Here is a 25,929-nt window from a genome sequence, read left to right on the forward strand (position 1 = left end):
GCTCGCTCTTCAACCTCTTTTCTTCGAAACCACGCCGCGTCCTCGAGCGCATTCGCCCCGCAGCCAGTATTCGCGTCATTCAGGACACGAACGGCTGAGCGATCACAGCATATGCGACAAAGCTGATCAGCATATACATCGCAACCCATTTCCCCAACCTGGGAAATGAAGGCCATGCCACGCGCGGAAACCGCGCTTTCATCTTTCGTTTATCGATCAAAAGGACCGCCAAGGCTATGAAATTAGTAGCGCAGTAGCCCAGGTATTGAAACGCCAGAAACCCGAACGGATAGTTCGCATCGTGCCCGTTTGGATGAAACGTAGCCTGGGAGCAGCCCACCAGCAGCAGAAAAAGGGCCGCTAAGACAACCACGTTCCAAACCGTGCCGAGCCACAGAGGAGTCTTTTGCAAGACGAAGCCAACGTTCAAAGCGGCAGAACGAAACGCCGACTTGACAGCAACCTCCATCTGCTGAAGCTTTCCCGAATGAGGCATAGAATCACGCGTGAAAGAGGAAACGGACACGCATCCGCTCAAATCAGCGGGCGGAACGTCCTCGCGCTCGAACGGAGCCGAAAGGGACCCCGCAAACCCACAAGCACGCACAGCTGAGCAAAACGCCCGCTTAAGTTCGCGAACGTTCTTGTAGCGAAGAGCAGGGTCGAATTCCGTCGCGCGCATAAGCACCGATCGTACGGGATCAGGAATGCGGGGGTCGAAGAACCCCCGCTCTCGCACGACGGCATCAGGCGTCTGCTCCACAAGGCAGAAATACAGAATCATTCCCAGCGCGTAGACATCGCTTCGCACCGTTGTCTGTCCAAACCCGAACTGTTCGGGCGGCGCATAGGCACGGGTACCGAAATGATGCGTATCGGTTGTTGCATCACCTTTATACTCGCGAGCAATACCCAGGTCTATAAGCGAAAGACCGCCACATGAAACCATGATGTTAGACGGCTTCAAATCCCTATGGATAAGAGGAGCTCCAAACCCTTCGTGCAGCTCAAGAACGGCATCGCACAGACGCGGAAAAATATCCGCAGCAAGCTGCATGGAGGGATCGCATCGATACACGACGTCTTGAAGGGTTTCGCCCTGCACATATTCCATGATTACCACGAGGTCTTCCCCAAGCGTGTAGCAATCGGCTATGCGAGGAATATAGAGGAAACGACGGCCCTGACGCTGCGCTTCGAACACGCGCTCGTACGCCGAGCCCAATCCCGAATCGCGGGCAATGTATTTCCTAATGAACGGGCCTTGCTCGGCCCCATTCGCTCCGACGAACATGACGCGCTGCGTGGTTTCGAACTCGGATTCCTTCAATACCGACTCGACGCGATAGCATTCCTCGCGCTGAAGGGAGTTCAAATGTTCGGTCAATTCGTCAGTCTGCATAATTTCATAGTACCAGATGGCCGGTCGAAAATGGCGCGCCCCTCGGCCAGAAAGGAGGGGCGCCTAGCAGATAGTTTCTTCGTCGAAGCGATACAGCTCTTCGTTCGTTTTCTGCAACCGATATCCCTTGTCCAGGCAGAAGATGATGATTGCATCACGGCGGTTCTTGCAGTACAAATCGCTTGCGCCCGCCGCCCGAAGTATGCGGTTGGTTTCACGCAAGTTCAAGCGCATGGCGAAGGCAATTTGCAGAACCTTGTTGCGCGAAGGATTGCGCTGCCCCATGAAAATCTGGTATCCGAACGTTTCGTTCAAAGCGGCCGCGCGAATGACGTCCGCTCTTGCCAACCCCTTTTCCTCAAGAAATGCATTGAGGAGCTCCGAGAGGGTTTGGTTGGCAAGATGATGTTTCTTGACGAACTTCGTCGGACTTGGACTTGCAAGCAGCTCCTCGAGCAATTCTTCTGTCAACGGCTCTTTCACGCGACGTTTTCTTCTCCTTCGGGTGACGACGCCGGATTGTCCACCCATTAAAATATGCCTTACTACTCAAGATGAACGAAGTGGCTCGTATTAAAGATTGGCCACGGCGTAATCGGCCTCTTCCTGAGTAAACTGCTCGCCATATTCAGACATAAGCTGATCGCGAATCGCTTCGGGCGACATGCTCATAGTGTCCTGATAGCTCTTCGCTTTCGCAAGTGCATTAGCGTTCCAATCGGCATTGACATTATCGACCGCATATTGCGCGGCCTCCGCAGAAAACTGCTCACCATACTCGGAAGTAAGCTGGTCGTACAATCCGGCTTTTGACATATGCATTGTATCGCTATAGGACTGGGCTTTCTTGAGAGCAGACGTATATTCCGTCGGCACTTCAGGCTCTTCTTTAACCGCCGCCTCCTCAGTCGCGGAAGTAGAAGAAGCGGCCGAGGATGATGCGCTATCCGCAGGCGCAATGTCAGCCGTTTTCTCTTGCGTGCCACCTCCCCCTGCTGCGCCGCCCGCTATCGCCACCACCACAACGGCAATTACAATCCAGAACCATACGCGCTTATATACAGGTTTCTTTGCTTCCATCTTGTTTCCTTTCATACGCACAACATATCTTTTGACACGCGTCAATCCTAGAGAAAACAGCGCAACAAAACATTAGCTGGCAGCTAAGAACGAACCGGGAGGCCTGAGGACCAGCGCCGCTCGCTTCGGCGGCGGCACAGGGGCGCGAACGATCTCTGTCATCAAATGGCTCGGCACGGTCGCCGTCGCAGGATGCCTGCTTTTAGCGGGATATGCGGGGTGAAATGGCGCAGCGCCAACGCGACTGCATGCAAATACTGGATTATCTACAGCGCTAACAAAGAAGCAGATACGCCATCGTGGAACGAACAATGCGCCAACAATGCAATCTTGCGCCGCAGGTGTACTACGGAATCGACTTTCCCGAATGAGGCAATAAAGCCAACTCGCACATCAAAAAAGAGCTGCGAAACGAATTCGCAGCTCTTTTCTCATGTTGGACTTTATTCCGTTGGACAAGCGCTCGGCAAGAACACCCTAGCCCAGTTTCTTCGCAAGAATCTGGTTGATGACCTTCGGATTGCCCTGGCCGCGCATCTCTTTCATGCACTGGCCCACGAAGAATCCGATGAGCTTGGTATTGCCTTCTTTGTAGCGGGCGACCTCATCGGGATTCGCAGCAATAACGCCGTCGACAACCGCCTCGATAGCACCGGTGTCGCTGACCTGCTTCATGCCGCGCTCTTCAACGATAGCCGCAGGATCTTTGTCCTCGTTGATAACGGCGGCGAACACCTCTTTACCCTGCTTGGAGGAAATAACATCTTCAGCCGTCATTTTCACAAGCTCAACCGCACGAGCGGGCGTGAGCGGCGAAGCCTCCAGATCGAACGATTCGTCTGCGTTCATACGCGCCGTAATGTCGTTGATAACCAAGTTGGCAAGCGGTTTCGCAAGCTTCGCATCCGCAGCGGCTTTCATGCCTTCTTCGAAAAACGCCGACGTCACACGATGTTCCACCAGATGACGCGCATCATAGGCAGAAAGACCGAAATCGGCCTCGAAACGCTTGGCTTTCTGATCGGGAAGCTCGGGAAGCTTGGCACGAACACCTTCGATAAACTCGTCGGAAAGATCGTACGGCGCCAAGTCGGGCTCGGGGAACAGACGGTAGTCATCCGCAGTTTCCTTCACGCGCATGACGATAGTACGCTTCGCAGAAGGATCCCAGTGGCGGGTTTCCTGATAGATGATGCCGCCCTCTTCAAGGACCTCGGCCTGACGGCATATTTCGTATGCCAGGCCGTCATGCAGGTTCTTGAAGCTGTTCATGTTCTTCAGCTCGGTCTTGGTGCCGAACTTCGTCTCTCCGCGGCGGCGCAAGCTCACGTTGCCGTCGCAGCGCAGCGAACCCTCTTCCATGGAGCAGTCGGAAATGCCGATTGCCAAATAGATTTGACGCAGCTTCTGCATGAACAGACGCGCCTCTTCAGGCGTGCGCAGCTCGGGCTCGGTCACAAGCTCGATCAACGGCGTGCCTGCGCGGTTGTAATCCACCAGCGAGTGGGTTGCACCGGCTATTCGGCCTTCGCCGCCGCCGATGTGCACCATCTTGCCCGCATCCTCTTCCATATGAATACGCGTAATGCCCACATGCGCAACGTAGCCGTCTTCGGTGCGCGTCACGTTGCCGCGGCTTTCGCCGACTTCAAGACCTCCCAGGTCAATGCGCTCTTTAGCGCCGGGGCCGTCCACATCGAGGTCAAGATGACCACGCATACAAAACGCTACCGGGCCCTGCGTGGTCTGGAAGTTCTTCGACATATCGGGATACATGTAGTTCTTGCGATAGAACATGGAATGCTTCTCGATGTCGCAGTTGGTGGCAAGACCGGCAAGCACGATAGACTCGATGGCCGCCTTGTTGGGCACGGGCAACGCGCCCGGAAGCCCGAGGCACACCGGACAGGTACGAGTATTGGGTTCGGCGCCGAATTCAAGCTTGCAGCCGCAGAACATCTTGGTATTCAACGTGGTGAGCTCGGCATGGACCTCGAGTCCGATAACAGCCTCCCAGTCTTTCAGAACCTCTTCAAGAGTTTTCATGTGCTATTCACCTGCCTGAAACGCCGGGGCAATGGGAGCGACGCCGTACGCAGCCTCCAAAGCGGCGGCCGCACGGAACATGTTGACGTCTTTGAACTGCGGGCAGATAAGCTGCACGCCCACGGGCAGACCGGTATCTTTGCCCAGGCCGCACGGAACGTTCATGCCGCCGTTGCCGGCAATGTTGATGGAGACGGTGAAGATATCCGAGAGGTGCATTTCCACCGGATCGCCGATTTCACCGAACTTAAACGCCGTGCGCGGGCTGGTAGGAGCAAGAATGACGTCGCACTGCTCGTACGCGCGCTCGTAATCCTGCGTGATGAGCCTGCGCACCTGCTGCGCGGGATAATAGTATTTCTCGTACACGCCGGCGGAAAGGAGGTAGCTGCCCAACATGATGCGGCGCTTCGCCTCCATGCCGAAACCGTTCGCGCGGCTTTCCTCGTACTGAGAGCCCAGGTCTTTCAAGCCGGGTTCGCAGTAGCCGTAACGAACGGAGTCGAAGCGAGCCAGATTGGAAAACGCCTCGCACGGACCGAGCACGTAGTATGCGCTGATGGCCGCGTCCGCATGAGGAAGGTCGACCTCCACGATCTGCGCGCCTGCAGCCTCGAGCTTCGCAGCGGCCTCTGCGACCTTTTCCTTCACTTCGGGGGTCAGGCCGGGAGCGTTCATGAATCCGGGTACCACGCCGATACGTATGCCTTCGACGCCCTGCTTCACTGCGTCCACGAAATCGGCCTCGATATGCTGCGACGTGCAGTCGAGCGGATCGTAGCCGCACAATACCTGCATGGCGTACGCCGCATCTTCGACGCTGCGCGTGAACGGACCTACCTGGTCAAGCGAACTGCCGAAAGCAACCACGCCATAGCGGGAAACCATGCCGTACGTAGGCTTCACGCCTACGATGCCGCAGAACGAAGCAGGCTGGCGAATGGATCCGCCCGTATCGCTGCCGAGCGTCATGCACGCCATGCCCGCAGCGACCGATGCGGCGCTGCCACCCGAAGAACCGCCGGGGACGCGCTCGAGATCCCACGGGTTTTTCGTAGACCCAAACGCGGAGGTTTCGGTGGAAGAACCGAACGCAAATTCGTCCATGTTCAGCTTGCCCAGTGGAATGCCGCCAGCCTCAATGCAGCGCGCAACGCATGTTGCGGTATAAGGGGAAACGTAGTTCTCCAGCATCTTGGAAGAACACGTCGTATGCGTGCCTTCCAAATTCATGTTGTCTTTGAAGGCAACGGGGACGCCCGCAAGCGGGCCCATGGAAGAAAACGTTCCGTCAGCGACCGCCGCATCAATCTTGTCCGCCGCTTCGTACGCCATATCTTCGGTGAGCTCGAGGTAGGCATGTACCGCCTCATCCGCCTTGGCGATATGCTCGAAGTTTGCTTGTGCGATTTCACGCGCGGAAAACTCCTGCGCTGCCAAGCCTTCGCGAATCTCGCGAACGCCCATGTTAAGGGAATATGCCATTACTGATCGCCTCCGCCAAGAATTGCAGGGATGAGGAAGGAGCCGTCTTGCTGCTTCGGCGCATTCTCCAGCGCCTTTTCCTGCGAGAAGGACTCTTCGACAACGTCTTCGCGCATGACATTGGAAAGGCCTCCGATGGGGTGGAACGTGGGTTCGACGCCATCGAGTTCGTATTGGGTAATAGGCTCAAGCGTGTCGATGATGCTATTCAAATCGACGGTCATCTGGGCGAGCTCCTGCTCGTCAAGCCCAATGCGCGCATACGTTGCGATGTTGCGCACATCTTCTTCGGTCAGGTGTTCTGCCATGCAGCATCCTCCAACCTCTCGTGTATCCGTTGGTTTCGGTTAACTTGCCCATGATAGCAAAGCCCGCGACCCCAAGGGCCACGGGCAGTCATGTTTTCATGCGTTTCACGTACGGGACCGAGGAACCTTCCCAGTGTTGCGCCCGTCCCATCAGAGACGGCCTAATCTTCCTTCTCGCAACAAGGAAGCGGTCTCATGTCCAGACGAAAAGTCTGCTCGACAACCTTCATAAGCGCCTCGTCGCTGATAGAAGGGTCAACCTTCAAAAGGCCGACCAAGCCGAATATCATGACGCACATGGTTTCATACACAAAATCTATCTTGATATCGTGATAACGCTCATATTCAGAAACAACCTTTTCGCAGATGAAATTCGCCGTCTCCCTCACCGCTCGAACGTCGAAGGCGTCTCTTACGCCAAGCTCCTCGAGCACTGCAATCATCGGGCGTGGACCATTAGCGTCATACAAGGTTCGTCGCAGCGTAGCGATGCATTCGCGCAGCGAGGCCGACGTATCGCCAAAATGACGCGTTTCGTTCCAAACCGCAACGCTTTCCACGATATCCGCCACGTAATCGTCCAAAACGGCGTCTATGACGTCGCGCTTTCCGGAATAGTAGTAATAGAAAAGCTCTCGGGTGATGCCGGCTTCCGAGGCAATGTCTTTCACCGTCGTCGGCCCAACGCCGCGATGCTCAAACAAGCCTCGGGCGGCCTGCATTATATCCCCCGCACGTCCTTCAATGCGGCGAATTTCCGCGCGGGCATCGCCATGTCTGCTCGACGTTGCGCCTGGTGAAACGAATCGCATATCGGCCTCCCTCCTTGCGGCATGACGGTATATCCGCATACCGCGCTTTAACGCACAAAACGCCCGGTGGAAACCGATCGAAGTTTGGTCCTGGGAAACCAAGACCAAATTATAAACGGGGTTTCTCACACGGGCGTTTTCCTCATTATAGGAAGATTGTCCAATTGCGCTGCGGTAAGCCATCAGGTACACAGAGTGGGCAGAGAGCCGTTACCATCCCGACACGAAAACGTTACCGACCAGCCTGAACGAGGCGTAATTATTTACGTTCGATGATTATCTGTGATTATGCCTCATCGCACATAATGTCTAGATGTTCTCTTCGACAACCTTCTTGTACACAGATGTATCGGCGTACAACTCGTCTTTGACGGGATTGAGCTTGTTCTTGCGAATCTTGTTGAACTGATACGCGGCCAGCGCCACGTTGCTTGCCAGCGCAATGAAGCTCACGACGAAAAATGCCGCCGGGTTGTGCGTCGTGGGAATGGGAGCCAGCACGTCAGCGAACTGCGGCACGGTCATGACGAACATAATCCAAAGCGCAAGCGTCTGTGCACGATGCTGCAACCACGCGCCGCGCTTGATGAAAAACGTCGGAATGGTACACGAGAGCAACAGCGCCAGACCGCAGTAGGCAGAATGGTCGGAGATGCAGTTGTAGGTGTACGCGAAATTCCAGAAGTCGTACGCGATGATCCAAGCCCAAATCATATCGGGCCAAATCATGTCGCGCGTTTTGTCCTTCGAGATGATGATGCCGAACCATCCGCAGATGGTGACGATGTTCAGGATGCCGGCAATACCGTTCATCACATTCCATGGGCCAGACATAGTCCAGAGATTCTCTACGTAGCCGCCCTCCCACAGGCCCCAGCTGAACACCTGGAAATCGCGGATGACCGCCTCGGCGATGTTGATGGCCAGAATCAACGGCGGGAAGCACAGCGCCCATTTCTTCTCATAAAGGTAATGGGTTTTACCGTCAGCCCCTTTCCAATGGACGAACCGAAGCGCCATAAACCCTAGACAGCCCGCCAGCGCCGAATACGTCTTCACCCAGTTGAACCACGTGCCCGTGCCGTATTCGTTGCCAGGCGCCGCAGTTGTCGGCCATACGAACACGGTCAAAACGATGGGGACGATCGCGAAAAGCGTGATTCCTCCCCATTTGCTCGTGCGGCCGAATTCGTTGAAAGCCATGAGAGCGAACAGAACAAAGAGCCAAATGGCCCAATAGGACATGTCGCCCGCTTGATACAGGATTCCCATACAGACACCCTCCTTGCTTGCGAGGCGCATTTCCCCTCTGCGCCCCTGATTGACATCGCAAGTATATGAAGCTCTGAACTGGGAGTCTTTACATAATGGTATTGACTGTAAGCGTCTTTGCGGACGTATCGGAAGATAGCGGAAACTTCTCGAAAAAAGCGCGGCACCCGATGTTCGCCCTCCAGCGGAAGACCCGCATGCGGGTCTTCCGCTACCTTTCGGCTTTGAAAGCGGCTATTTCGGCAAGGAATTCTTCGCCATACCGTTCGAGCTTCTTCTCGCCCACACCACTGACCAATAAAAACGCTTCCGGTGTTGCGGGCATGCGTGCGCACATATCGCGCAGCGCTTTATCGGAGAAAACGATGTAAGGAGCAATGCCGTTCGCATCGGCGATGTTCTTGCGCAAGACGCGCAGCCTTTCGAAGAGCTCCACTTCCCCACCGCCTGAAGCCCCGAACACGCCAGGCGTCGCATGTGCACCGCCTGCGCCAGAACCCCCGAATGAAGGAGCGCCATCGAAAGGCGAATGCGACGCCTTCTTGCGAGGCCGGCGAATCTTCTTCATAGAAAACGTGAAGCTTTCCTGTTCGGCCTCGAACGAACGCGCGCCCAAGCCCACGACGGGATACGTGCCGTCCGAGATATCGAGAATGCCCGCCGCGACAAGCAGCTCAATAACCTCTTTGACCTGTGCCGCCGAATCGGAAACCGTGTTATAGCTCTGCAGACGATCGAGCTCGCCTTCAATCACGCGCTGGCTGCGCGAGCCGCGCACAATATCGGCGATCATGCTCTTGCCGAAAGCACCCTGCACCTCTCGCACACACAGCACGCACTGCTTTGCCGTGTCGGTGACATCTATGGCATCGAAATCGCCCAGGCAGTTCGAACAGTTTCCGCACGACTCGGCAGACGAAGCGAACGCCGCGCCCTCTTCGTTGCGAGAATCTTCCCCGAAGTAATCGAGAATGTAGCGCCGGAGGCATCCCGTGGTGCGACAATACCCCACCATGCCATCGAGCATGCGGCGTTGAGCCGACTTGACACGCTGCACCTCTTCTTCGGAAAGTTCGTCATTGCCCCCGCCCTCTTCGATGAAATAACGGCACGTGGCAATATCGCCATCGCTCCAAAGAAGCAAGCATTCCGACGGTTCGCCATCGCGGCCCGCGCGCCCAGCTTCCTGGTAATATGCCTCGATGCTTTTGGGCATGTTGTAGTGGATGACGTAGCGCACATTGGATTTGTCTATGCCCATGCCGAAGGCGTTCGTGGCAACCATGACCAAAGCGTCGTCGTCGATGAAGCGGCGCTGGCTTTCCTGGCGATGCGCCACCGGCATGCCCGCATGGTAACGTGTTGCGGAAATACCCTGCTGGCCAAGCCATTCCGTAAGAGCGTCGACATCCTTGCGTGTGGAGCAGTAGATAATACCGCTTTCCCGCAGATGCTCGGCAATATAGCCCGCAATGCGCGCCCGTTTCTGCTTGGGCTCAAGGCGTTCCACTCCGAAGCGAATATTGGGTCGGTCGAAACCCGTGACTATTTCCGCAGGGTCACGCAGGCCGAGAAGCGTGGTGATGTCGTTGCGCACGCGCTCAGTAGCAGTGGCAGTGAGCGCCACCACAATAGGTCGCTTTTCGAAAGACTCTATGAACTCACGAATGGCCAGATACGACGGGCGGAAATCCTGCCCCCATTGGGATACGCAATGGGCTTCGTCCACCGCAATCAAGGGCACTTCCACCTGCGAGACGAATTCCCGAAATACGGGGTCGGCAAGGCGTTCCGGCGCAACGTACATGATTTTGTACGTTCCCTCTACGGCCCGCTTCATCACCGTGCGCTGCTGACCAGGAGTGAGCGTCGAATTAAGGTAGGATCCACGCACGCCCGCTTCAATAAGAGCGCGCACCTGATCGCCCATAAGCGACACGAGCGGAGAAACAACCAGGGCAAGGCCGGGCATGACGATGCCCGGAATCTGGTAGCACATGGATTTGCCCGCACCCGTGGGCATGACTCCCAAGGCGTCGCGGCCTTGCAAGACGGACTCCACGATGAACTGCTGTCCGGCGCGAAAATCACGATACCCGAAATAACGCGTAAGCGCGGCGCGGGCATCGTCCAAAGACGCCGAAGGCACTCCAGCAAAGTTCGCCGCGGAAAGACCGGATACAACCGGTCTTGGTAACGAAGGGCGCGCCGACGCGGACCCGGCAGAACATGACGAAGCCGAAGGGTATGAAGCAGACGCAGCGCCGGCAACAAACGACGAAGCAGACGAAGGGTGCGCCCCTTCCACTTGCGTTGCGGAAGGGGCGCACCCAGAAGCGCTCATGGGATAATTTCGGTTCATACAGTTCATTTCCTACGATTCGAAGGCGCCCCGCTCTTTTTCCCATTCCTACGACCCAAAGAGCCCGCCGCCTGTTCGTTCATTTCCTACGATTCGAAGAGTTCCGTCGCTCGCTTAAGCTGGTTAATGATATCAATATGCTGAGGACAGAGAGATTCGCACGTGCCGCATTCAATGCACTTGGAGGCCTCATTGTTCGCATTCCAGACGTAGTTTTCCTTCGCGCGATGCATATCGCCGAACTTCGCCATGATATCGAGCGAATCCATGATGATGGGAATGTGGATGCCTTGCGGACAATCCTTCATGCAATAGCGGCAGTCCGTGCACGGAACCGTCGGAATGGAAGAAAGCATTATGCGGGCGCGGTCGATCGCGGCGGATTCTTCGTCGGTAAGGGGTTTCGCCGCCTTCATGGTGTGCAGGTTGTCTTGCATCTGATCCATAGTGGTCATGCCGGAAAGCACTGCAATGACGCCCGGCAAGGAGGCGCAGAAGCGCAGCGCCCAGGAAGCCATGGATGCCTCGGGGTCTTGTGCGCGCAGGATTTCCTCGACTTGCGGCGGCAGCTGCACGAGCGAACCGCCCTTCACGGGCTCCATGACAACCACAGGCAAACCGTGGGCACGCGCCACTTCGTAGCATTTGCGCGACTCGATGATGTTGCTTTCCCAGTCTGCGTAGTTGATCTGCAGTTGGACGAAGTCCATGTTCGGATGCTCTTCAAGCAAGCGCTCGAGCACTTCGGCGCTATCGTGGAACGAAAAGCCGAGGTGCTTGATCAGGCCCTCTTCCTTTTTCTTCTGGGCGAAGTTCCACAGGTCGTAATCTTCGAACAACGAGGCGAATTCGTCCGTGAGCTGATGAAGCAGATAGTAGTCGAAATAACCCGCACCCGTGCGTTCGAGCGAGCGATTGAAAAACGCCTGGGCTTCTTCGAGGCTTTTAGCCGCCCATGCGGGCATTTTGGTGGCAAGTTGGAAGCTTTCACGCGGATAACGGTCGACCAGGGCTTCCTTCGCCGCAATTTCCGACGTGCCGCCGTGATACGTGGGCGCCGTGTCGAAATACGTAAAGCCCGCGTCCATAAACGCATCTACCAACTTCTTGGTTTCCTCGATATCGTTGCCGCCTTCTTCGAGCTGAGGCAGACGCATCAAGCCGAAACCCAGCTGCGCGAAATCGTGATCGGTTCGAATATCCGACATGGCTCCCCCTTACCCAAGTGCATTTGCGCCACTCCAAAACGAATGCATCGTCGCAATGGCTGCATTTACGATGCCCCACTTAGGTGCGCCCTATACCATGGTGCACCTGTATAAGGACACCGCGTTTCTATTCGACAACCGAACGGCGCACCCAGACCGCATACGCGTCTAATTCGGCGACTGCCCGGCGCCTCGTGTTGCACACGCTATGTCGCAGGCGCCCATCCGACGCTTCTTCAAAGAATAAACCTCGCCGCCGCCTTCGTCACTCACCTTATGCAAATAAAGCGGCATTTCCGGTTGGAGCGGCATTAGCATGGGAAAGTTTTGCCCAGCCCCGAATTGGTCCGCTTGCCGCGCAACGCGGCTGAAAACCTTGTTACAAAACGAAGCATGCCGACAAAACCGCTCCTTGAATCAGTTGCTATCTGCTGAGGTTCGCGGAGACGGCGCGGCGCCTGGTTTCGAGGCTGGGTTCTAGCCCCGATCCTTCCGTTGCAAGGATTGTTGGAGGCTTCGCCGCAAAAACGCCATCACCCATGGTCAAAGAGCATCGATTGGGAGAACGTTTAAGGCGCTCTACCCTGCTCGCGGTCAAAAAGGACGAATATGGGGACAGTTGGCGGAAGGTCGATAAGAAGACTCAGAATTATCAAGCCTGTGACCTGGTGCTTTGCAAATCACGATTCGAACCGTTTTCAGTAGAACGAACGCTTCGTCGAATACGCGCCGTAAACGGTCGCTTTTGACGCGCGAACGGTGAGCAAAATTCCCCATAACGACCCTGTTTGACCACAGAACGACCGCAGCGCGGTATGGAGCCGGTTAAGACCGGGATAAACCCGGCCTTTCCTCCTATCGCATCGCCTTTGCCGCCTGACGCATGAGCTTTTCCGTCTGACGCGCGGCCCTTCCGCCTACTGCATCACCTTGTCCATCAGCTCGTCGTAGGTGCTCACGAAGTCGTAACGAACCTCGCCTTCGCCAAGCTGCTCGAAAAGTTTACGTGCGCATTTGATCTTGGCGTCTTCAGCCCCCTTCAAGTTCAACGTTTGCATAGAGCCCTTCGTCTCGGCAACGAAATAAATATGCTTCACAACGCCTTCGTTGAATGCGATTGCCCAGTCGGGCGCGTATTCTCCCACAGGAGTAGGAATGGCAAACGAACGCGGCAAGTGCGCAAACACGCATACTTCGCTGGAGTCTTCCAGGTCTTGCGCGAACTTGCGTTCCGTGTCGCTGTCGAGCACCGTCCAATCTTGTACGCCCTTCTTCGACGTAGGCAGCACGCGACTCAAACTTTCAGGCATGTCTTCGGTGAAAATCTCCGCCGCGTCATACTCGCCCACCACGCGGTTATAGCAAATATGCTCTACGACCATGCGCGCTTTTTCATCCACGATAAGTGCAGCCGTTTTGGCAATGAACTCTTCCGGGTTCACGCGAAACATAGCGAAACGATCGGGCGCGATGTCGGACAAAATGGCGGCCGCGCTTCTGCGAGTGATGCAGGCTTTGCTTGCAACTTCGCCCACCAAATCATACGCAGCCACCGAAACCTCATCGCCTTTGACCTCGAGCGTCTTGGTTTCCGCAGCTTTGAAGCTTTCGAGGGCCTCAAGTTGCTCACGCGTTGTTTCGTCGCGCTGCCCACCCCGCTTCAGGCGATACCTTGGCGTAGACACCGACAAGTTGTCATTGATGCTTTTTACGGCATTACGACGAAGCTCAGCGGAATCGAACTCCACGCTATACGCGCGCTTGTGGTTGATGCGCGCCCACAGCTCCTGAAATTCCTTTTTTCGGAAGTTGTCGTTGAGTCTGTTGCTCGGTACCTTGGTGCCGAAGCCGTTGTCGTAGCGAACCGCGACCCCGGAGTCTTCTACGCTGTTCGCAATGCGTGCAATGTCTTTCGCGAAGCCGTACAAATGCTCAGGCATATCCGAGTCGGGAATGGCATAAAGAACTTGCTCCGTGATTTCGCCAACAGGCATACCGTCCGGACCGATGAGCCTGTTGGCTTGCAGCGCATAGACGATTTGCTCGGCGTCCGCCTTCGTGAGCGTGTACTCGTTCACGCCATCTTGCACCAACGCATTGGCAAACAGGCTGACGTCCACCTTTTTCGGACGCGTACGAAGCTCGTCTTTGGTCTCGCTCTGAAGCGACTTCACGAAACTGTCGTAGCCCTCGGACGCAATAACGGTCAGCAAGTTCACAGCATGGACGCCGTCACGTCCAAGGAACGCCTCGTCCTGGCGCGTACCATCCTGGTTCACGCACAGGCGCAAACCGCGGCCCACCTCTTGGCGTTTGCTGATATCGGAATCGCCTGAACTTTTAAGCGTGCAAATCTGGAATACGTTAGGGTTGTCCCAACCTTCGCGCAGTGCCGAATGCGAGAAGATGAAACGGCACGGCTCCTCGAAAGACAACAGGCGTTCTTTATCTTTCAAAATAAGGTCGTAGGCACTCACGTCCTCGGAGAATTCGCTGCCGCGCTTTACTTCGCTATCCACCGAGCGCTTCGTTTTCTTATCAATCGAGAAATAGCCCTCGTGGACTTTCCGGTTAAGCGAGTCGCGCAGATAGTCCATATAGCCAGAATCGCACGCATCGGCAAGTTTCAACTCCGCCAAACGTTCCTCAGCTGCACGCTCGTATTCTTCTTCGAAGATTCGTCCGTACTCGCCCACGCCCTCGGACCCGTCTTCCTCGTAGACACGGTATTTGGCCACTTCGTCGATGAAGAAAAGGCTCAGGCACTTGATACCCTGGCGATACAGCACTTCTTCCTTCTGAAGATGCGAGAGAATGGTTTCGCGAATCTGGATGCGACGAAGGTCCTCTTCTGAAGAATCATTGGCAACCTGACCGCGATACAGCTTGTTATGGTTGTCGAATTCGACGTATCCCGCCTGCCCATTCTGATCGGGCACGATGCGCAGAATCTTGAACCCGTTTGCATACGCCTCAAGCTCGCCGGATGCCTGATAGATGTTATCAAGCTCGTCGAAAGTGCGAACCACACGCCCAAGCTTTCCGCTTTTCAGCTGGCGCGTGAACTCAATTATGGCGCGCGGCGGCTTGCTGGGACTCACCTTGATATCTTGCAGATACACATAGCCGTCAGTGCCGCGCATGCCCACCATCTCGATGCCCTTCACTTCAATGCGCTTGACCAGGCGTTCGTTATAAGCATCGAGCGGGTCAAGTTCGTACACGGCATTGTGCCGATCTTTATGCGTGGCGGAATAGTTGAGCGAGAACAACGGCTTGAAGCGCTGCATGGCCTTGCGCGTGGCGCTACCCTTCTTGCCCATCTTCTGCGGTTCATCGATGATGAGAATGGGGTTCGTGGCCGAAATCACGTCGATAGGGCGGCGGCTACCGAATTCATCGCGCTCGGAAAACATAATGAGCGCCTCTTTGCTCTTGCCGCCCTCTTTCAACGACTTGTTAAACGCCTGCATGTTGATGACCATGACGGAAATATCCGCACGGCTGGCAAACGAGTCTATTTCGGTCAAACGGCTTGAATCGTACACGAACGGCCACAAGCTTTTGCCGTACTGTTCGTGAAAATGCTTCTTCGTGATTTCGAGAGATTTCGCAACGCCTTCGCGAATGGCGACGCTCGGCACCACGATGATGAACTTCGACCATCCGTAGCGTGCATTGAGCTCGAACATGGTCTTGGTATACACGTACGTTTTGCCCGTGCCTGTTTCCATTTCCACGTCAAGTTCCACTGCGCCCAGATCACGATGCAGCTCCTTCGAAAGGAGCACTCCGTTCTTTCGCTGCATCTTCTTCACGTTGGCAAGAAGCTCTTCGGAGCCCAGGCGCAGCGGCGCGTTACGAAAGCCCGTGCCATCGTCCGTCGCAATCCCGTCATTCGCCTCGATAGCGCCCATGGTGGTCTGGCCGTGTTTATTCACGTTGCCCGTGTCTATGTCGCGCACATACGACAACGCATCGATTTTAGGCTGTCCGTCGAACACCTTCACCACAGCATCAGCCGCACGCGTTTGGTAATCGAGAACGGTAAATTTGAATTCCATGACCTACCCCTCCAAAGCCTCAGCATCGAATTGGACGAGGTAATTAACGAAAGCAGAGCAGGTCACGAGCATGTATTTTGCCATCTTGAAGTCTACCGCGCTGAATTCACCACTCAAAGCATGACGAATCCCATCCTCGTCACTAGTAAATCCGTACATTCCCTTCCATGCTTTAGCGAGGGCGGGATGAACCCTACCTTGCTTTTCGAGTAGGTTAATTAGTTCTCCGAAACAAGTCTTGCCGCTATACGGAACAAGCACGGACACCACAGACTCAACTGCAGAAATGGCCTCTTTGACAACATTGCGGTAGTCTGGATTATCTCGGTCGGAAAATAGTTCGACTGCTCTTTGAATATGCTTTCGAGCTCCAGAATACTTGTCCTCAACCCTTAACGATTCAGACAGAGACGATAGCTCCTCTTCGCCGGAAATCTGGACGAGAACCCCGCCCGCAAATCTGAACCCCGAAAGCTCATCTTCAAGAATGTCGTTGAAATCGCTCTCTACATTAGACAGGATATCTATATCTTCTTGGACAATGCATTCCATCAAATCGTAAACCGAAGCCCAGCTCCCTTTGAGAATTTCACGTTTAAGAAAATCCAGGAACAACGAAGAGTGGTACGGAAACTCATCGATTGGTTTACAGTAGAATTCGCACCAGACCGTTCGGGCGAGTGACTCCCCTATGCCAACTTGACCACCGTACTCGTTTTCACAATTCCACAACGCGACGAACAGCTCATGAACATAGTTGAATATCGCAACCCGAAGCCGCAAGTCCATCCCGCTGATTTGAATTGATTCCCTCGCGGGCGTAATCCCCATTCGTTCGGAGAAAGTAAGAGGCCTAGGACCCATAACTACACCACCTTGGTTTCGGTTTCGGGGCTGAGCGTTTTGAAGATTTCCTCAAAGTTGGCAAGGGCGTCGTCGCCGACGAAAGACGCATCGCGCAGCACGGCACGCGAAGGTTCGCGCTCGGCCATGGCGCGAATGACATCTTCGGAAACTTCGCGGTCAAAGCACGCAAGCAATGCGTCGCCATCGACGGAATAAACCGTTTTGCCGCAGATATCGAGCTTCTCAACGCTTGCGGTGTAAGGAATTTGAAACTGCGGGAATAGCTGGAACAAGATATCCTCCGCCGTACGATTGGGCTTGAGGTTATCCGCCAGGCCAGAAAGCTGGTCCTGTTGGATGGCATCGGGCGTACGTTTCACGTCTTCAAAATTGGACGAGTCAATCTTGAGCACGCGGAAGCCGATGTCGGGAACCTTCTTGGGCTCTTCGCCAGGTTTGAGTTGCGCGTTGGATCCCTCCACTTCGGCCGCAATCTTGGCGCCCGCACGACGAATTCGCTCTTTGCCGATTTCGCAGATATTCTTGTAGCCGGCTTTGGCAGCCTCGCTCCCTTCCTTTGACGCCTCAGGCAGCTGCACCATGATGAATTTACGGTTACCACCATCCTTGACATTAAGCTGCATGACGGCATGAGCGGTTGTGGCGGAGCCAGAGAAGAAATCGAGAACGATGGCATCGTTGACCACAACACTGGCAATTCGCTCAACGAACGCCATTTGTTTAGGGTTGTCAAATGGCGTTGAAAAACCTTTCAGCATGTTTACGTCGGGACGCTGATCATCCGACATGATCGATTTGGGCCGCTGGGTCATGTTTTCCGCCAGATATCTCTTCAGCCGAGGAAGACTGCCATCAGTATGAAAATGAATCCTCCCTTCATCTGCGAGAGCCTCCATCTTCTGCCGGCTAAAACGAAAACCACCCGGAGGGACTGGGTCGGGTCTGCCTGTGATTCTATTGACCACGGGCTCCCTATTTCCGTTGGGAACTCCACCCAAATCCGCCTTTTGATAAAGCCCTTTTTCGTCAAAATACCAATAGTTGGTAAAATCGATAAATCGAGGATACTTCGTTAAGACTTTGAGCTCCTCTGTAATCTCATCGGCAGACAGCCCCTCCTTCTGAAGCTGCTTAACTTTCGCCATGTATTCTCGAACGTTGTTCTTCTCAACGCCCCACTTTTCTTCCCCCATTGACGCCTTTAGAAGAGCAAGATCTTTTGCAGCAACAATGCAGTATTCGTGACTGACAGAAATAAACTGACTTTGATTTTTCGAGCTATTGGTATTTCTGACTATTGTCGCAATTAGATTTATTGATCCAAAGACATTGCAAACCAATGTATACAGACGAGTGTATTCGCAGTCATCAATCGATATGAAAATAACCCCATCCTCGCTCAATAAATCCCTCGCAAGCACGAGCCGGGGATACATCATCGAGCACCAGTCGGAGTGGAACCTGCCGTTGGATTCCTTGTTTTCGTTATACGCAGTATCAAGAACGTTGCCCTCCTCGTCGAAGGCGCCGTTCTCGGCACGCTCCTCTTCGGCAGTGCGCGCAAAGCTGTCGTTGTACACGAAGTCATGACCCGTGTTATACGGCGGGTCGATGTAAATCATCTTGATTTTGCCGGCATACGTTTCACGCAGAATCTTGAGTGCATCAAGATTATCGCCCTCGATGTAGAGGTTCTCGGTGGTATCCCAGTTCACGCTCTCTTCGGGCGCGGGGCGCATGGTCTTGTCGATTTGGCGAATAGCCTCGGCGCGGGCACGCTGCTTGCCAGGCCAGGTGAACTGATAGCGCTCGCGTTTATCCTCGGCGATATCGCCCACATGGGCCTTGAGCGCCTCGACGTCGATGCTGTGGCGAACGTTGCCGTCTTCATCCAGTACTTCGGTCACAATGTCGGGAAACAACTCCGCCAACTTGGCGGCGTTTTCTGCAGCGATATCCGCCGTAGCAAGATCGACTTTTTCCATAGCTATTCCCCTTTCAGAGCGCGAAGCTCGGCCAAGGCCTGCTTGTACGTTCTGAAAGCGGCGTTGCGCTTGGCAGGCTGGACCTCCTTCGCATATTTCCGCTTGAGCTTGATAACCTCGGCCTCAAGCTCGGCAATTCGTTCTTCTTGAGCCATACGCGCATCGACGTCTTCGACTTCCACATCGTCGAACAGCACCTGTGCGCACAGGCCATCCCACACCTCGGCAAGCGAGGCGCCTCTCAACTCAATATTCATTTGTTCTTCGGCGATCCATCGCTCGCTGGCACGCAGCCCGTCGCGCACCACGGCAAGACACGCGCGACCCTCGTGGCAGCACGCCATAAGCATCTTGCGCGGCACCGCCGATGCAATGGCGTCGAGAGCTTTGCGAGGCAGTTCGTCCGTCTTGAGCACAATGCGCAGAACCGAGATTTCCTCTATGCTTCCACTGGTAGGAATGCCGCATGTCGCCTCCTTGATAGAAGCAACCACGCGCAGCTCTTCAATACCGTGAACGAATTCGTCCTTCACTGGTGCAGCAAGCGATAACCGCTGATAGAAAGCGTTTTTCGGCAGCGTCTGATCGACCGTTACCGTACTGGGCAGACCGTACATCTACCTCACCACCAAAAAGCACACGAGCTCGAAATCGTCGAGCCCCGCCACGTCGTTTTCCAAGAAACTCGTAGTGCCCGCACTGAAGAAGCTATCGACATCGGCTTCACGCTTTTCGCTCACCATAGACAGCACGGCCGCTTCGAGCAGCTTCGATGCATGGCTCATGTCGCGTCCGTCTTTGGTAGCGCGGTTGTATGCACGACAGAGTTTGGCATCGGGCTCGAACTTGCCGCGGCATAAACGACGCATGGCATCGAGGGTTTCCTTGGGGTCGAGATAGCCGTGCAGCGTCTCGCCATCATCTTTCACATACACCAGATAAAACGGATGCACAGGATTGCGCATCGCGGCGTCGAGTTCTTGATTGACGTTGCGCAGCACGAAGACGATGCCCGGCTCGTCGCCCGCCACCACGGCATTGATGCCTGCAGGCACGCGTTCAATGCTCGGATTCGCCTCGTAATACGCCACGAGGTCCATACGGAAATCGTTCAAGCCCAAATCAGTGATGGAAACGCCGCCCGCAACGTCCTCGAGGTCCACCACCTCGCTTTGCATCTGCTCGAGCTGCGCACGACGGTATTCAAGATCGCCCTTTTCGCCCTCGTTGATATAGTCGTCATCGCCCGTGGAAGCCATAACCGTGGCATGCATGCGGTTTTCGACGCGTTCCTTCAAATTGATGTACCTATCCAACGCGACATTGGGCCAGTAGTTCACCAGCTGAATAACATCGTTTTTCGACCCGATGCGGTCCACGCGCCCGAAGCGCTGAACCACGCGCACCGGGTTCCAGTGGATATCGTAATTCACCAAGAAATCGCCGTCTTGCAGGTTCTGGCCTTCGGAAATGCAATCCGTAGCAATAAGCAGGTCGATATCTTTGCCCGCCAGGCGCGCATACGCTTTATCGCGCTCCTTCGACACGGGGCTGAAACACGTTAACACTTCGGACAAATCGCCGCGCACGCCCGCAACCGTGGTTTTGCAGCCGCTTGTTCCCGTAACCTCGGCCATGCCCAGCCCGAGCTCGGCCGCCAAGGGTTTCAGCTGTTCGTACAGGTAATCGGCCGTGTCGGCAAACGCCGTGAACACGATGATTTTCTTATTTCCCTCATTAAGCGGATGGACAACCTTGTCGGAAATGACGCGCTTGAGGTCGACCAGTTTGGCATCACGGCCTGCATCGATATCCTCGATCAAGCCCAGCAGCTCGGTTACGATCGCCACGTCGGATGCAATGTCGCGCTCCCACGACACCCAGTCCATATCGCGCAGGTCATACGGCGCCTTTTTGCTGCCTACCATGAACTCGATTGCATCGGCGTCGTCGAAGTCGAAATCGTAATCCGAACTTTGCAACTCTGGCACGCTTCGGCCCTTCGCAGCATTCGCCTTAAACGCGGCAATGGCATCGAGAGTACTATTCATGCCCGCCAGAACGCGCTCGAGCGTCAAGCGAAACGACGCGACGGAACTTTCGAGGCGCTTGAGCAAATTGGCGGCCATCAGACGCTGCACGCCGCGTTCGCGCCCCTCGACCGAAAGGTTGCCGCCTTGCTGGACATATTTATGGCGCTTGCTCGGCTGCACATATTTGATCGGAACGTAAATGGAAAGCTCCAACGCATACAGACGGTCGGCAATGCGGTCATACGTCGCCGCCCCCTCCTGCACGGAGAGGTCGGGGCGACGTGAAACGGGCCTGTTGCGGCGCGGGAACGGCCCTATCGCGCTCGCATCGTAGTAACGCTGGATATGGCTGCGCGAACGCGCCACTGTCACCTGGTCGAGCACGCGGAAGAAATCCATGTCGAGACTGGCGGTAAGCGCCTCGGTTGTTCGCTTGTCGGCATCGAGCTCCTGCCATTCGTTGAACGCTTTCTGCGCATGACGAAAGACGTTTTCGATATTGGTATCAAGCCCAAGGCGTTCGGACCACGCGCTCGAGTCGCCCTGGTACGCCAGCGCCAACTGATTGCGCAGGTCGCGAAAACGATTGTTCACCGGCGTGGCGGAAAGCATGAGCACCTTGGTGGGTACGCCGTCGCGCACCACTCTGTTGAGCAGGCGCTGATAGCGGTTCTCTTTGATTTCCTCGCCGTCTTTGGGCGCTTTGGCGGAATCGTCGCCATTGCGGAAATTATGGCTCTCATCGATGACAACCAGGTCGTATGCGCCCCAGTTGATGGTTTCAAGGTCGAGGCCTGTTGCCGATGTGCCACGTTCGCGCGAAAGGTCGGTATGGTAAAGCACGTCGTAGCGCAGGCGGTCTTCGGCTATGGGGTTGTTACGTTGATTGTTGCGATACATCAGCCAGTTGTCGCCGAGCTTCTTGGGACACAACACCAAGACGTTGCGGTTTAGGCTTTCGTAGTATTTCACCACGGCCAACGCCGTGAAGGTTTTGCCCAGACCAACCGAATCGGCCAGAATGCAGCCGTTGTAGGTTTGCAACTTGTTGACAATGGCAAGCACGGCATCGCGCTGGAAATCGTAGAGCAAATTCCAAATCTTGCTCTCGCGAAAGCCGACGCCTTCCTTAGGGAGCTCATCCGCTGTGATGTCGTCCAAGAACTCGTGGAAGATGCGGTAAAGCGCCGCATAATACACGAGCTCGGGTGGGTTTTTGCGATACATCTGCGCGATGTTGTCCACCACGGCATCGGTGACATCGTCGAGGTCCTCGGAGTTCCATGCCTGCTCGAACGTCTTCAGCAGCTGGCAAGACGGCGAGGTTTCCTGGCGCACGATGGCGCTGTACGAATCGGCGGAGCGCTCCACTCCAAGATCGACGGTCGTGAACCCATTGATGGGAAGGTACGACACCGTATCGGCCACGCCGCAAGAATCCGTCACTTCCGCAGTAAGCGCAGGCGGCAACGATGCAACATTGCGAAACGACCTGAAGCGAGCCTTCCTTCTTATCCAGTTAGCACATTCGGTTGCCACGGCCTTCTGCGTAAGTTCATTGCGCAGACGAATTTCCAGGTCAGTGCCGCCAACGCTACGTTCGCGATTGAGCCGTGGAATATAGAATTCGCGCTGTTCTTTGGCGTGGCGTTCTTTAAGAAACGCAGGCGAAGTGAAAATAAACCTGAACTCGTCGATGCTTTCCAGCTGCTCACGAAGTTCGCGATATGCGTACATGGAAAACACCGACGAAGCGATGGAAACACTGCCGCCTTCTTTCAAGACGGCAACAAGGTCATCTTTAAGGATATGCGTGCGATTATCGAAGAATCCGGACTGCATGAGCTATACACCAGCCCGAATCGCAGACGTGCGCAGGTTCTCAACGACATTTTCTTGCAAGCATCGGCGAGCATGCACGAAAAGCTCGTGTGCGCATTCGTCAATCGCTACATCGCATATGTCATGCTTCTGGGAGAAGCGCCCCGCGTTGAACCCCCCCCCGGAATATACTCCGAGGTCCAGCATTTATAACTCCTTGGTAATCGCCCCGATAGCCGCGCGAATTATCGCATGTGGCCATCGGGGGTCATGCATGAATCGAGAGCCGATCCAGTTTTACACGTTGAACTTGAAGTGCATGACATCACCGTCTTGCACCACGTATTCCTTGCCTTCCTGGCGCAGCTTGCCCGCTTCGCGGCAGCCCTTTTCGCCATTGAGGGCAACATAGTCTTCGAAGCTTGCGGTTTCGGCTTTGATGAAACCGCGCTCAAAATCGGAATGGATGACGCCTGCAGCCTGCGGCGCCTTCGCGCCAATGGGAATGGTCCAGGCGCGCGTCTCGGTTTCGCCGCTAGTGAAATAGCTCTGAAGACCCAGCAGCTTGTATGCTTCGCGAATCAAGCGTGCAAGGCCGCTTTCGGAAAGGCCCAGCTCCTCCATGAACATCTTGGCGTCTTCGGCGTCAAGCTCGGCCAGGTCAGCCTCAGTCTTTGCGCAGATGGGCACGGGAATCTGGCCGTCAATCTCAGGCAGTTCAGCATCGAGCTGGTCTTCGTCCACATTGGCAATATAGAGCATGGGCTTGCAGGTGAGCAGGCACAGGTCCTTGACCGCCGCGAGCTCTTCGTCGGAAAGACCCAGCGTCAACACGCGATGGCCTTCGTTGAGTCCCTCGAGCACCTTCTTGGCGGTTTCGAACTTGAACACGGCGGTTTTGTCGCGCTTGGATTCTTTCTCCAAACGAGGCAAAGCCTTCTCAACCGTGGCAATATCAGCCAGCACAAGCTCGGTCTTGATAGTTTCCACGTCAGACTGAGGATCAACCTTCTTAGACACGTGCTCAACGTTGGGGTCGCTGAAGAAACGTACAACTTCGCAGATAGCATCGGTCTCGCGAATATTGGCGAGGAACTTATTGCCCAGGCCCTCGCCTTGGCTAGCGCCTGCAACCAGACCTGCGATATCGACGAATTCCACCGTGGCCGGCACAATCTTGGCCGGATTGTCGATCTTCGCCAGCGCGTCCAGACGATCGTCGGGCACTGGAACCAGACCCACATTAGGCTCAATCGTGGCAAAGGGATAATTGGCGGCAAAACCGCTCTTTTTCGTAAGCGCGGTAAACAGCGAAGACTTGCCGACGTTAGGCAGGCCCACAATACCGATGGAAAGCGACATCTGATGTACTCCTTGAAGCAGCATAAGCGACGAATAAACGTAACGCCCATCATACCAAACGATGCAACAGCAAACAAAAAGCCCGCACCCCAAAACAGGATGCGGGCATAAGCAAAGCCCAAGCGAGCAGAGTCGCAGTCGGAATCGCTCGCCCAAAGGACCAGGCGAACAGAAACCCGCCGTGCGCAGTTCCACACGAGCCGAACAACACTGGATGCGCCGTTCGTACGAGGCAGAGCTGCGTGAGCACGGCATACCCCTGCAAGCGCTACATGGAGAACAATCCCAGCGTCTGTGCAACGTAGGCAACAAGAATCACAACCAGGACCACCGGCGCGATGTATTTCACCATGACGGTCCACACACCCGCCAGCTTGAACTTGGCGGATTCGCGAACTTCATCGATAACCACCTTGGGCCCGATAATCCAGCCTACGAAGATGCACGTCAGAAGCGCCGCGATAGGCATCATCACCGAGTTGGAAATGAAGTCGAGGAAGTCGAGAATCGAAGAGCCTTCGCCCATAGGCTGAATGAACGAAAGCGAGCTGTAGCCCATGTTCACAATGATGCCCATGACTGTGATGAACGCGATCACGATCACCAAGGCACGACGACGCGTGCACTTCGTTCCGTCGGCAATGATGGACGTGCAGGTTTCAACCAAAGAGATCGAGCTGGTCAGAGCTGCAAAAAGCACCAGAACGAAGAAGACGAAGCCCAGCACGGTTGCCATGCCGCCCATGTTCTCAAACACCTGAGGCAGAATGATGAACATCAGCGACGGGCCGGAATTCTCAGCAACGGCCTCGCCCGAACCCAGGGCGGCAAAGGTTGCAGGGATAATCATGAGACCCGCAAGCAGGGAAACGCCAAACGTGGTACCCGCTATCTGCGTGACGCTGGAAGTGAGCTTGGTGGACTTCTTCAGATACGAACCGTACGTCACCATGATGCCCATGGCCAGCGACAGTGTGAAGAACGTCTGGCCGAGCGCCGCGATGATCAGCTCGGGAGAAAGAGCGCTCAAATCCGGCAGCAGGTAGAACGCCAGACCGTCCATGGCGCCGGGCAGCGTGAGCGCGTAGATGGCAACCGCAGCGGCCATGACGATAAGCAGCGGCATCATGACGAGGTTCGCCTTCTCAATACCCTTGTTCACGCCCAAGGCGACAACCAAATAAGTCAGCGCCATGAAGACCAGCATGAACGCCATGCTCTCCGAGCCGCTGGAGATAAACGCGCTGAAGAAATCTCCGCCATCGGCCAAAGCCGCAGGGCCTTCGACCGCATAGCCCACCATGTACTTGGTGACCCAACCGCCAATGACGCAGTAATACGGCACGATGATAAACGGAACCGCCGACATCAACACGCCAATGAAGGAGTACTTCTTACCGAAAGCCTTAAAGGCGCCGATGGAGCTCTGACCGGTCTTGCGGCCAAGGGCCGTCTCAAGCAGCAGCAGCGCCAAGCCGATCGTGAACACGAAGACGAGGTACACGAACAAAAAGGTACCGCCGCCATATTTTGCCGCCAAGTACGGGAAGCGCCACATGCTGCCCAAGCCCACCGCCGAAGCGGCTGCAGCCAGGACGAATGCGAGCTTGCCAGACCACGACGCACGAGCCGGAGTAGTGGAATCCGCCATAGCCCTTTCCTTTCAATACAGGCGGGCGCATGCCCGCAACCGATACAAAAAACGGGCTGATAGCAAAATGGCTCGCACATTCTTGCTGTTGGATGTGCGAACCTTTTAACGAAACAACCCGTTTCATGGATATAGCGCTCTATTGTACCGTAGTGACTCGGTTTCGATAAG

The 25,929-nt window shown here is 55.3% G+C and carries 17 protein-coding genes; all 17 read right to left on the reverse strand.

What is annotated here, in order from left to right; genetic code table 11:
- Nucleotides 1-79: 79 nt before the first annotated feature.
- The 17 genes from HMPREF9451_RS09450 to HMPREF9451_RS06435 all read right to left on the reverse strand — a co-directional run bounded on the left by HMPREF9451_RS09450 (nt 80) and on the right by HMPREF9451_RS06435 (nt 25,758).
- A complete protein-coding gene (locus HMPREF9451_RS09450; RefSeq protein WP_051000981.1) occupies nt 80-1,387 on the reverse strand; it encodes a serine/threonine protein kinase in 1,308 nt (435 codons plus the stop codon).
- 78 nt (nt 1,388-1,465) lie between these two features.
- On the reverse strand, nt 1,466-1,885 hold the full coding sequence (locus tag HMPREF9451_RS06355; RefSeq protein WP_040626106.1) for a hypothetical protein: 420 nt from the start codon (nt 1,883-1,885) through the stop codon (nt 1,466-1,468).
- Nucleotides 1,886-1,975: 90 nt separating this feature from the next.
- Nucleotides 1,976-2,482, reverse strand: coding sequence for an Ltp family lipoprotein (locus HMPREF9451_RS06360; protein ID WP_009139479.1), 507 nt, complete (start codon nt 2,480-2,482; stop codon nt 1,976-1,978).
- A 477-nt stretch (nt 2,483-2,959) separates the two neighbouring features.
- Nucleotides 2,960-4,528 carry an Asp-tRNA(Asn)/Glu-tRNA(Gln) amidotransferase subunit GatB gene (gatB, locus tag HMPREF9451_RS06365; protein ID WP_009139480.1) on the reverse strand — a complete coding sequence of 523 codons (1,569 nt, stop codon included), beginning with the start codon at nt 4,526-4,528 and terminating at the stop codon, nt 2,960-2,962.
- 3 nt (nt 4,529-4,531) lie between these two features.
- Nucleotides 4,532-6,013: an Asp-tRNA(Asn)/Glu-tRNA(Gln) amidotransferase subunit GatA gene (gatA, locus tag HMPREF9451_RS06370; RefSeq protein ID WP_009139481.1), complete on the reverse strand. Its 1,482-nt coding sequence runs from the start codon at nt 6,011-6,013 to the stop codon at nt 4,532-4,534.
- Entirely contained in the window at nt 6,013-6,321 is a 309-nt protein-coding gene (gatC, locus tag HMPREF9451_RS06375) for an Asp-tRNA(Asn)/Glu-tRNA(Gln) amidotransferase subunit GatC (RefSeq protein WP_009139482.1), read from the reverse strand. Before gatC ends, gatA begins: the two co-directional genes overlap by 1 nt.
- A gap of 161 nt (nt 6,322-6,482) precedes the next feature.
- Nucleotides 6,483-7,133 carry a TetR/AcrR family transcriptional regulator gene (locus HMPREF9451_RS06380; protein WP_009139483.1) on the reverse strand — a complete coding sequence of 217 codons (651 nt, stop codon included), beginning with the start codon at nt 7,131-7,133 and terminating at the stop codon, nt 6,483-6,485.
- Nucleotides 7,134-7,442: 309 nt separating this feature from the next.
- A complete protein-coding gene (locus HMPREF9451_RS06385) occupies nt 7,443-8,405 on the reverse strand; it encodes a DUF5692 family protein (protein ID WP_009139484.1) in 963 nt (320 codons plus the stop codon).
- 211 nt (nt 8,406-8,616) lie between these two features.
- On the reverse strand, nt 8,617-10,767 hold the full coding sequence (gene recQ / locus HMPREF9451_RS06390) for a DNA helicase RecQ (protein WP_009139485.1): 2,151 nt from the start codon (nt 10,765-10,767) through the stop codon (nt 8,617-8,619).
- A gap of 86 nt (nt 10,768-10,853) precedes the next feature.
- Nucleotides 10,854-11,975: an aldo/keto reductase gene (locus tag HMPREF9451_RS06395; RefSeq protein ID WP_009139486.1), complete on the reverse strand. Its 1,122-nt coding sequence runs from the start codon at nt 11,973-11,975 to the stop codon at nt 10,854-10,856.
- Nucleotides 11,976-12,892: 917 nt separating this feature from the next.
- Nucleotides 12,893-16,039 carry a restriction endonuclease gene (locus HMPREF9451_RS06400; protein ID WP_009139487.1) on the reverse strand — a complete coding sequence of 1,049 codons (3,147 nt, stop codon included), beginning with the start codon at nt 16,037-16,039 and terminating at the stop codon, nt 12,893-12,895.
- Nucleotides 16,040-16,042: 3 nt separating this feature from the next.
- Nucleotides 16,043-16,903: an AbiJ-NTD4 domain-containing protein gene (locus tag HMPREF9451_RS06405; RefSeq protein WP_009139488.1), complete on the reverse strand. Its 861-nt coding sequence runs from the start codon at nt 16,901-16,903 to the stop codon at nt 16,043-16,045.
- A gap of 2 nt (nt 16,904-16,905) precedes the next feature.
- Nucleotides 16,906-18,891 carry a site-specific DNA-methyltransferase gene (locus HMPREF9451_RS06410; RefSeq protein ID WP_009139489.1) on the reverse strand — a complete coding sequence of 662 codons (1,986 nt, stop codon included), beginning with the start codon at nt 18,889-18,891 and terminating at the stop codon, nt 16,906-16,908.
- Between the two features lie 2 nt (nt 18,892-18,893).
- On the reverse strand, nt 18,894-19,508 hold the full coding sequence (locus tag HMPREF9451_RS06415) for a DUF4391 domain-containing protein (protein WP_009139490.1): 615 nt from the start codon (nt 19,506-19,508) through the stop codon (nt 18,894-18,896).
- Nucleotides 19,509-22,766, reverse strand: a complete 3,258-nt coding sequence (locus HMPREF9451_RS06420; RefSeq protein ID WP_009139491.1) for a helicase-related protein — start codon at nt 22,764-22,766, stop codon at nt 19,509-19,511.
- A gap of 276 nt (nt 22,767-23,042) precedes the next feature.
- Nucleotides 23,043-24,107 carry a redox-regulated ATPase YchF gene (gene ychF / locus HMPREF9451_RS06430; protein WP_009139493.1) on the reverse strand — a complete coding sequence of 355 codons (1,065 nt, stop codon included), beginning with the start codon at nt 24,105-24,107 and terminating at the stop codon, nt 23,043-23,045.
- A 268-nt stretch (nt 24,108-24,375) separates the two neighbouring features.
- The gene (locus HMPREF9451_RS06435; RefSeq protein WP_009139494.1) at nt 24,376-25,758 is read right to left on the reverse strand and encodes a sodium-dependent transporter; all 1,383 of its coding nucleotides are present in this window, start codon (nt 25,756-25,758) and stop codon (nt 24,376-24,378) included.
- Nucleotides 25,759-25,929: the final 171 nt, after the last annotated feature.

The sequence above is a fragment of the Slackia piriformis YIT 12062 genome (assembly GCF_000296445.1).
In the GTDB taxonomy this organism is placed as follows: Bacteria; Actinomycetota; Coriobacteriia; order Coriobacteriales; family Eggerthellaceae; genus Slackia; species Slackia piriformis.

Bases quoted from the DNA above. Each gene is read 5' to 3' on its own strand.
- HMPREF9451_RS06360 (WP_009139479.1), bottom strand. From the start codon at position 2,482: ATGGAAGCAAAGAAACCTGTATATAAGCGCGTATGGTTCTGGATTGTA.
- gatB (WP_009139480.1), bottom strand. From the start codon at position 4,528: ATGAAAACTCTTGAAGAGGTTCTGAAAGACTGGGAGGCTGTTATCGGA.
- gatA (WP_009139481.1), bottom strand. From the start codon at position 6,013: ATGGCATATTCCCTTAACATGGGCGTTCGCGAGATTCGCGAAGGCTTG.
- gatC (WP_009139482.1), bottom strand. From the start codon at position 6,321: ATGGCAGAACACCTGACCGAAGAAGATGTGCGCAACATCGCAACGTAT.
- HMPREF9451_RS06380 (WP_009139483.1), bottom strand. From the start codon at position 7,133: ATGCGATTCGTTTCACCAGGCGCAACGTCGAGCAGACATGGCGATGCC.
- HMPREF9451_RS06385 (WP_009139484.1), bottom strand. From the start codon at position 8,405: ATGGGAATCCTGTATCAAGCGGGCGACATGTCCTATTGGGCCATTTGG.
- recQ (WP_009139485.1), bottom strand. From the start codon at position 10,767: ATGAACCGAAATTATCCCATGAGCGCTTCTGGGTGCGCCCCTTCCGCA.
- HMPREF9451_RS06395 (WP_009139486.1), bottom strand. From the start codon at position 11,975: ATGTCGGATATTCGAACCGATCACGATTTCGCGCAGCTGGGTTTCGGC.
- HMPREF9451_RS06400 (WP_009139487.1), bottom strand. From the start codon at position 16,039: ATGGAATTCAAATTTACCGTTCTCGATTACCAAACGCGTGCGGCTGAT.
- HMPREF9451_RS06405 (WP_009139488.1), bottom strand. From the start codon at position 16,903: ATGGGTCCTAGGCCTCTTACTTTCTCCGAACGAATGGGGATTACGCCC.
- HMPREF9451_RS06410 (WP_009139489.1), bottom strand. From the start codon at position 18,891: ATGGAAAAAGTCGATCTTGCTACGGCGGATATCGCTGCAGAAAACGCC.
- HMPREF9451_RS06415 (WP_009139490.1), bottom strand. From the start codon at position 19,508: ATGTACGGTCTGCCCAGTACGGTAACGGTCGATCAGACGCTGCCGAAA.
- HMPREF9451_RS06420 (WP_009139491.1), bottom strand. From the start codon at position 22,766: ATGCAGTCCGGATTCTTCGATAATCGCACGCATATCCTTAAAGATGAC.
- ychF (WP_009139493.1), bottom strand. From the start codon at position 24,107: ATGTCGCTTTCCATCGGTATTGTGGGCCTGCCTAACGTCGGCAAGTCT.
- HMPREF9451_RS06435 (WP_009139494.1), bottom strand. From the start codon at position 25,758: ATGGCGGATTCCACTACTCCGGCTCGTGCGTCGTGGTCTGGCAAGCTC.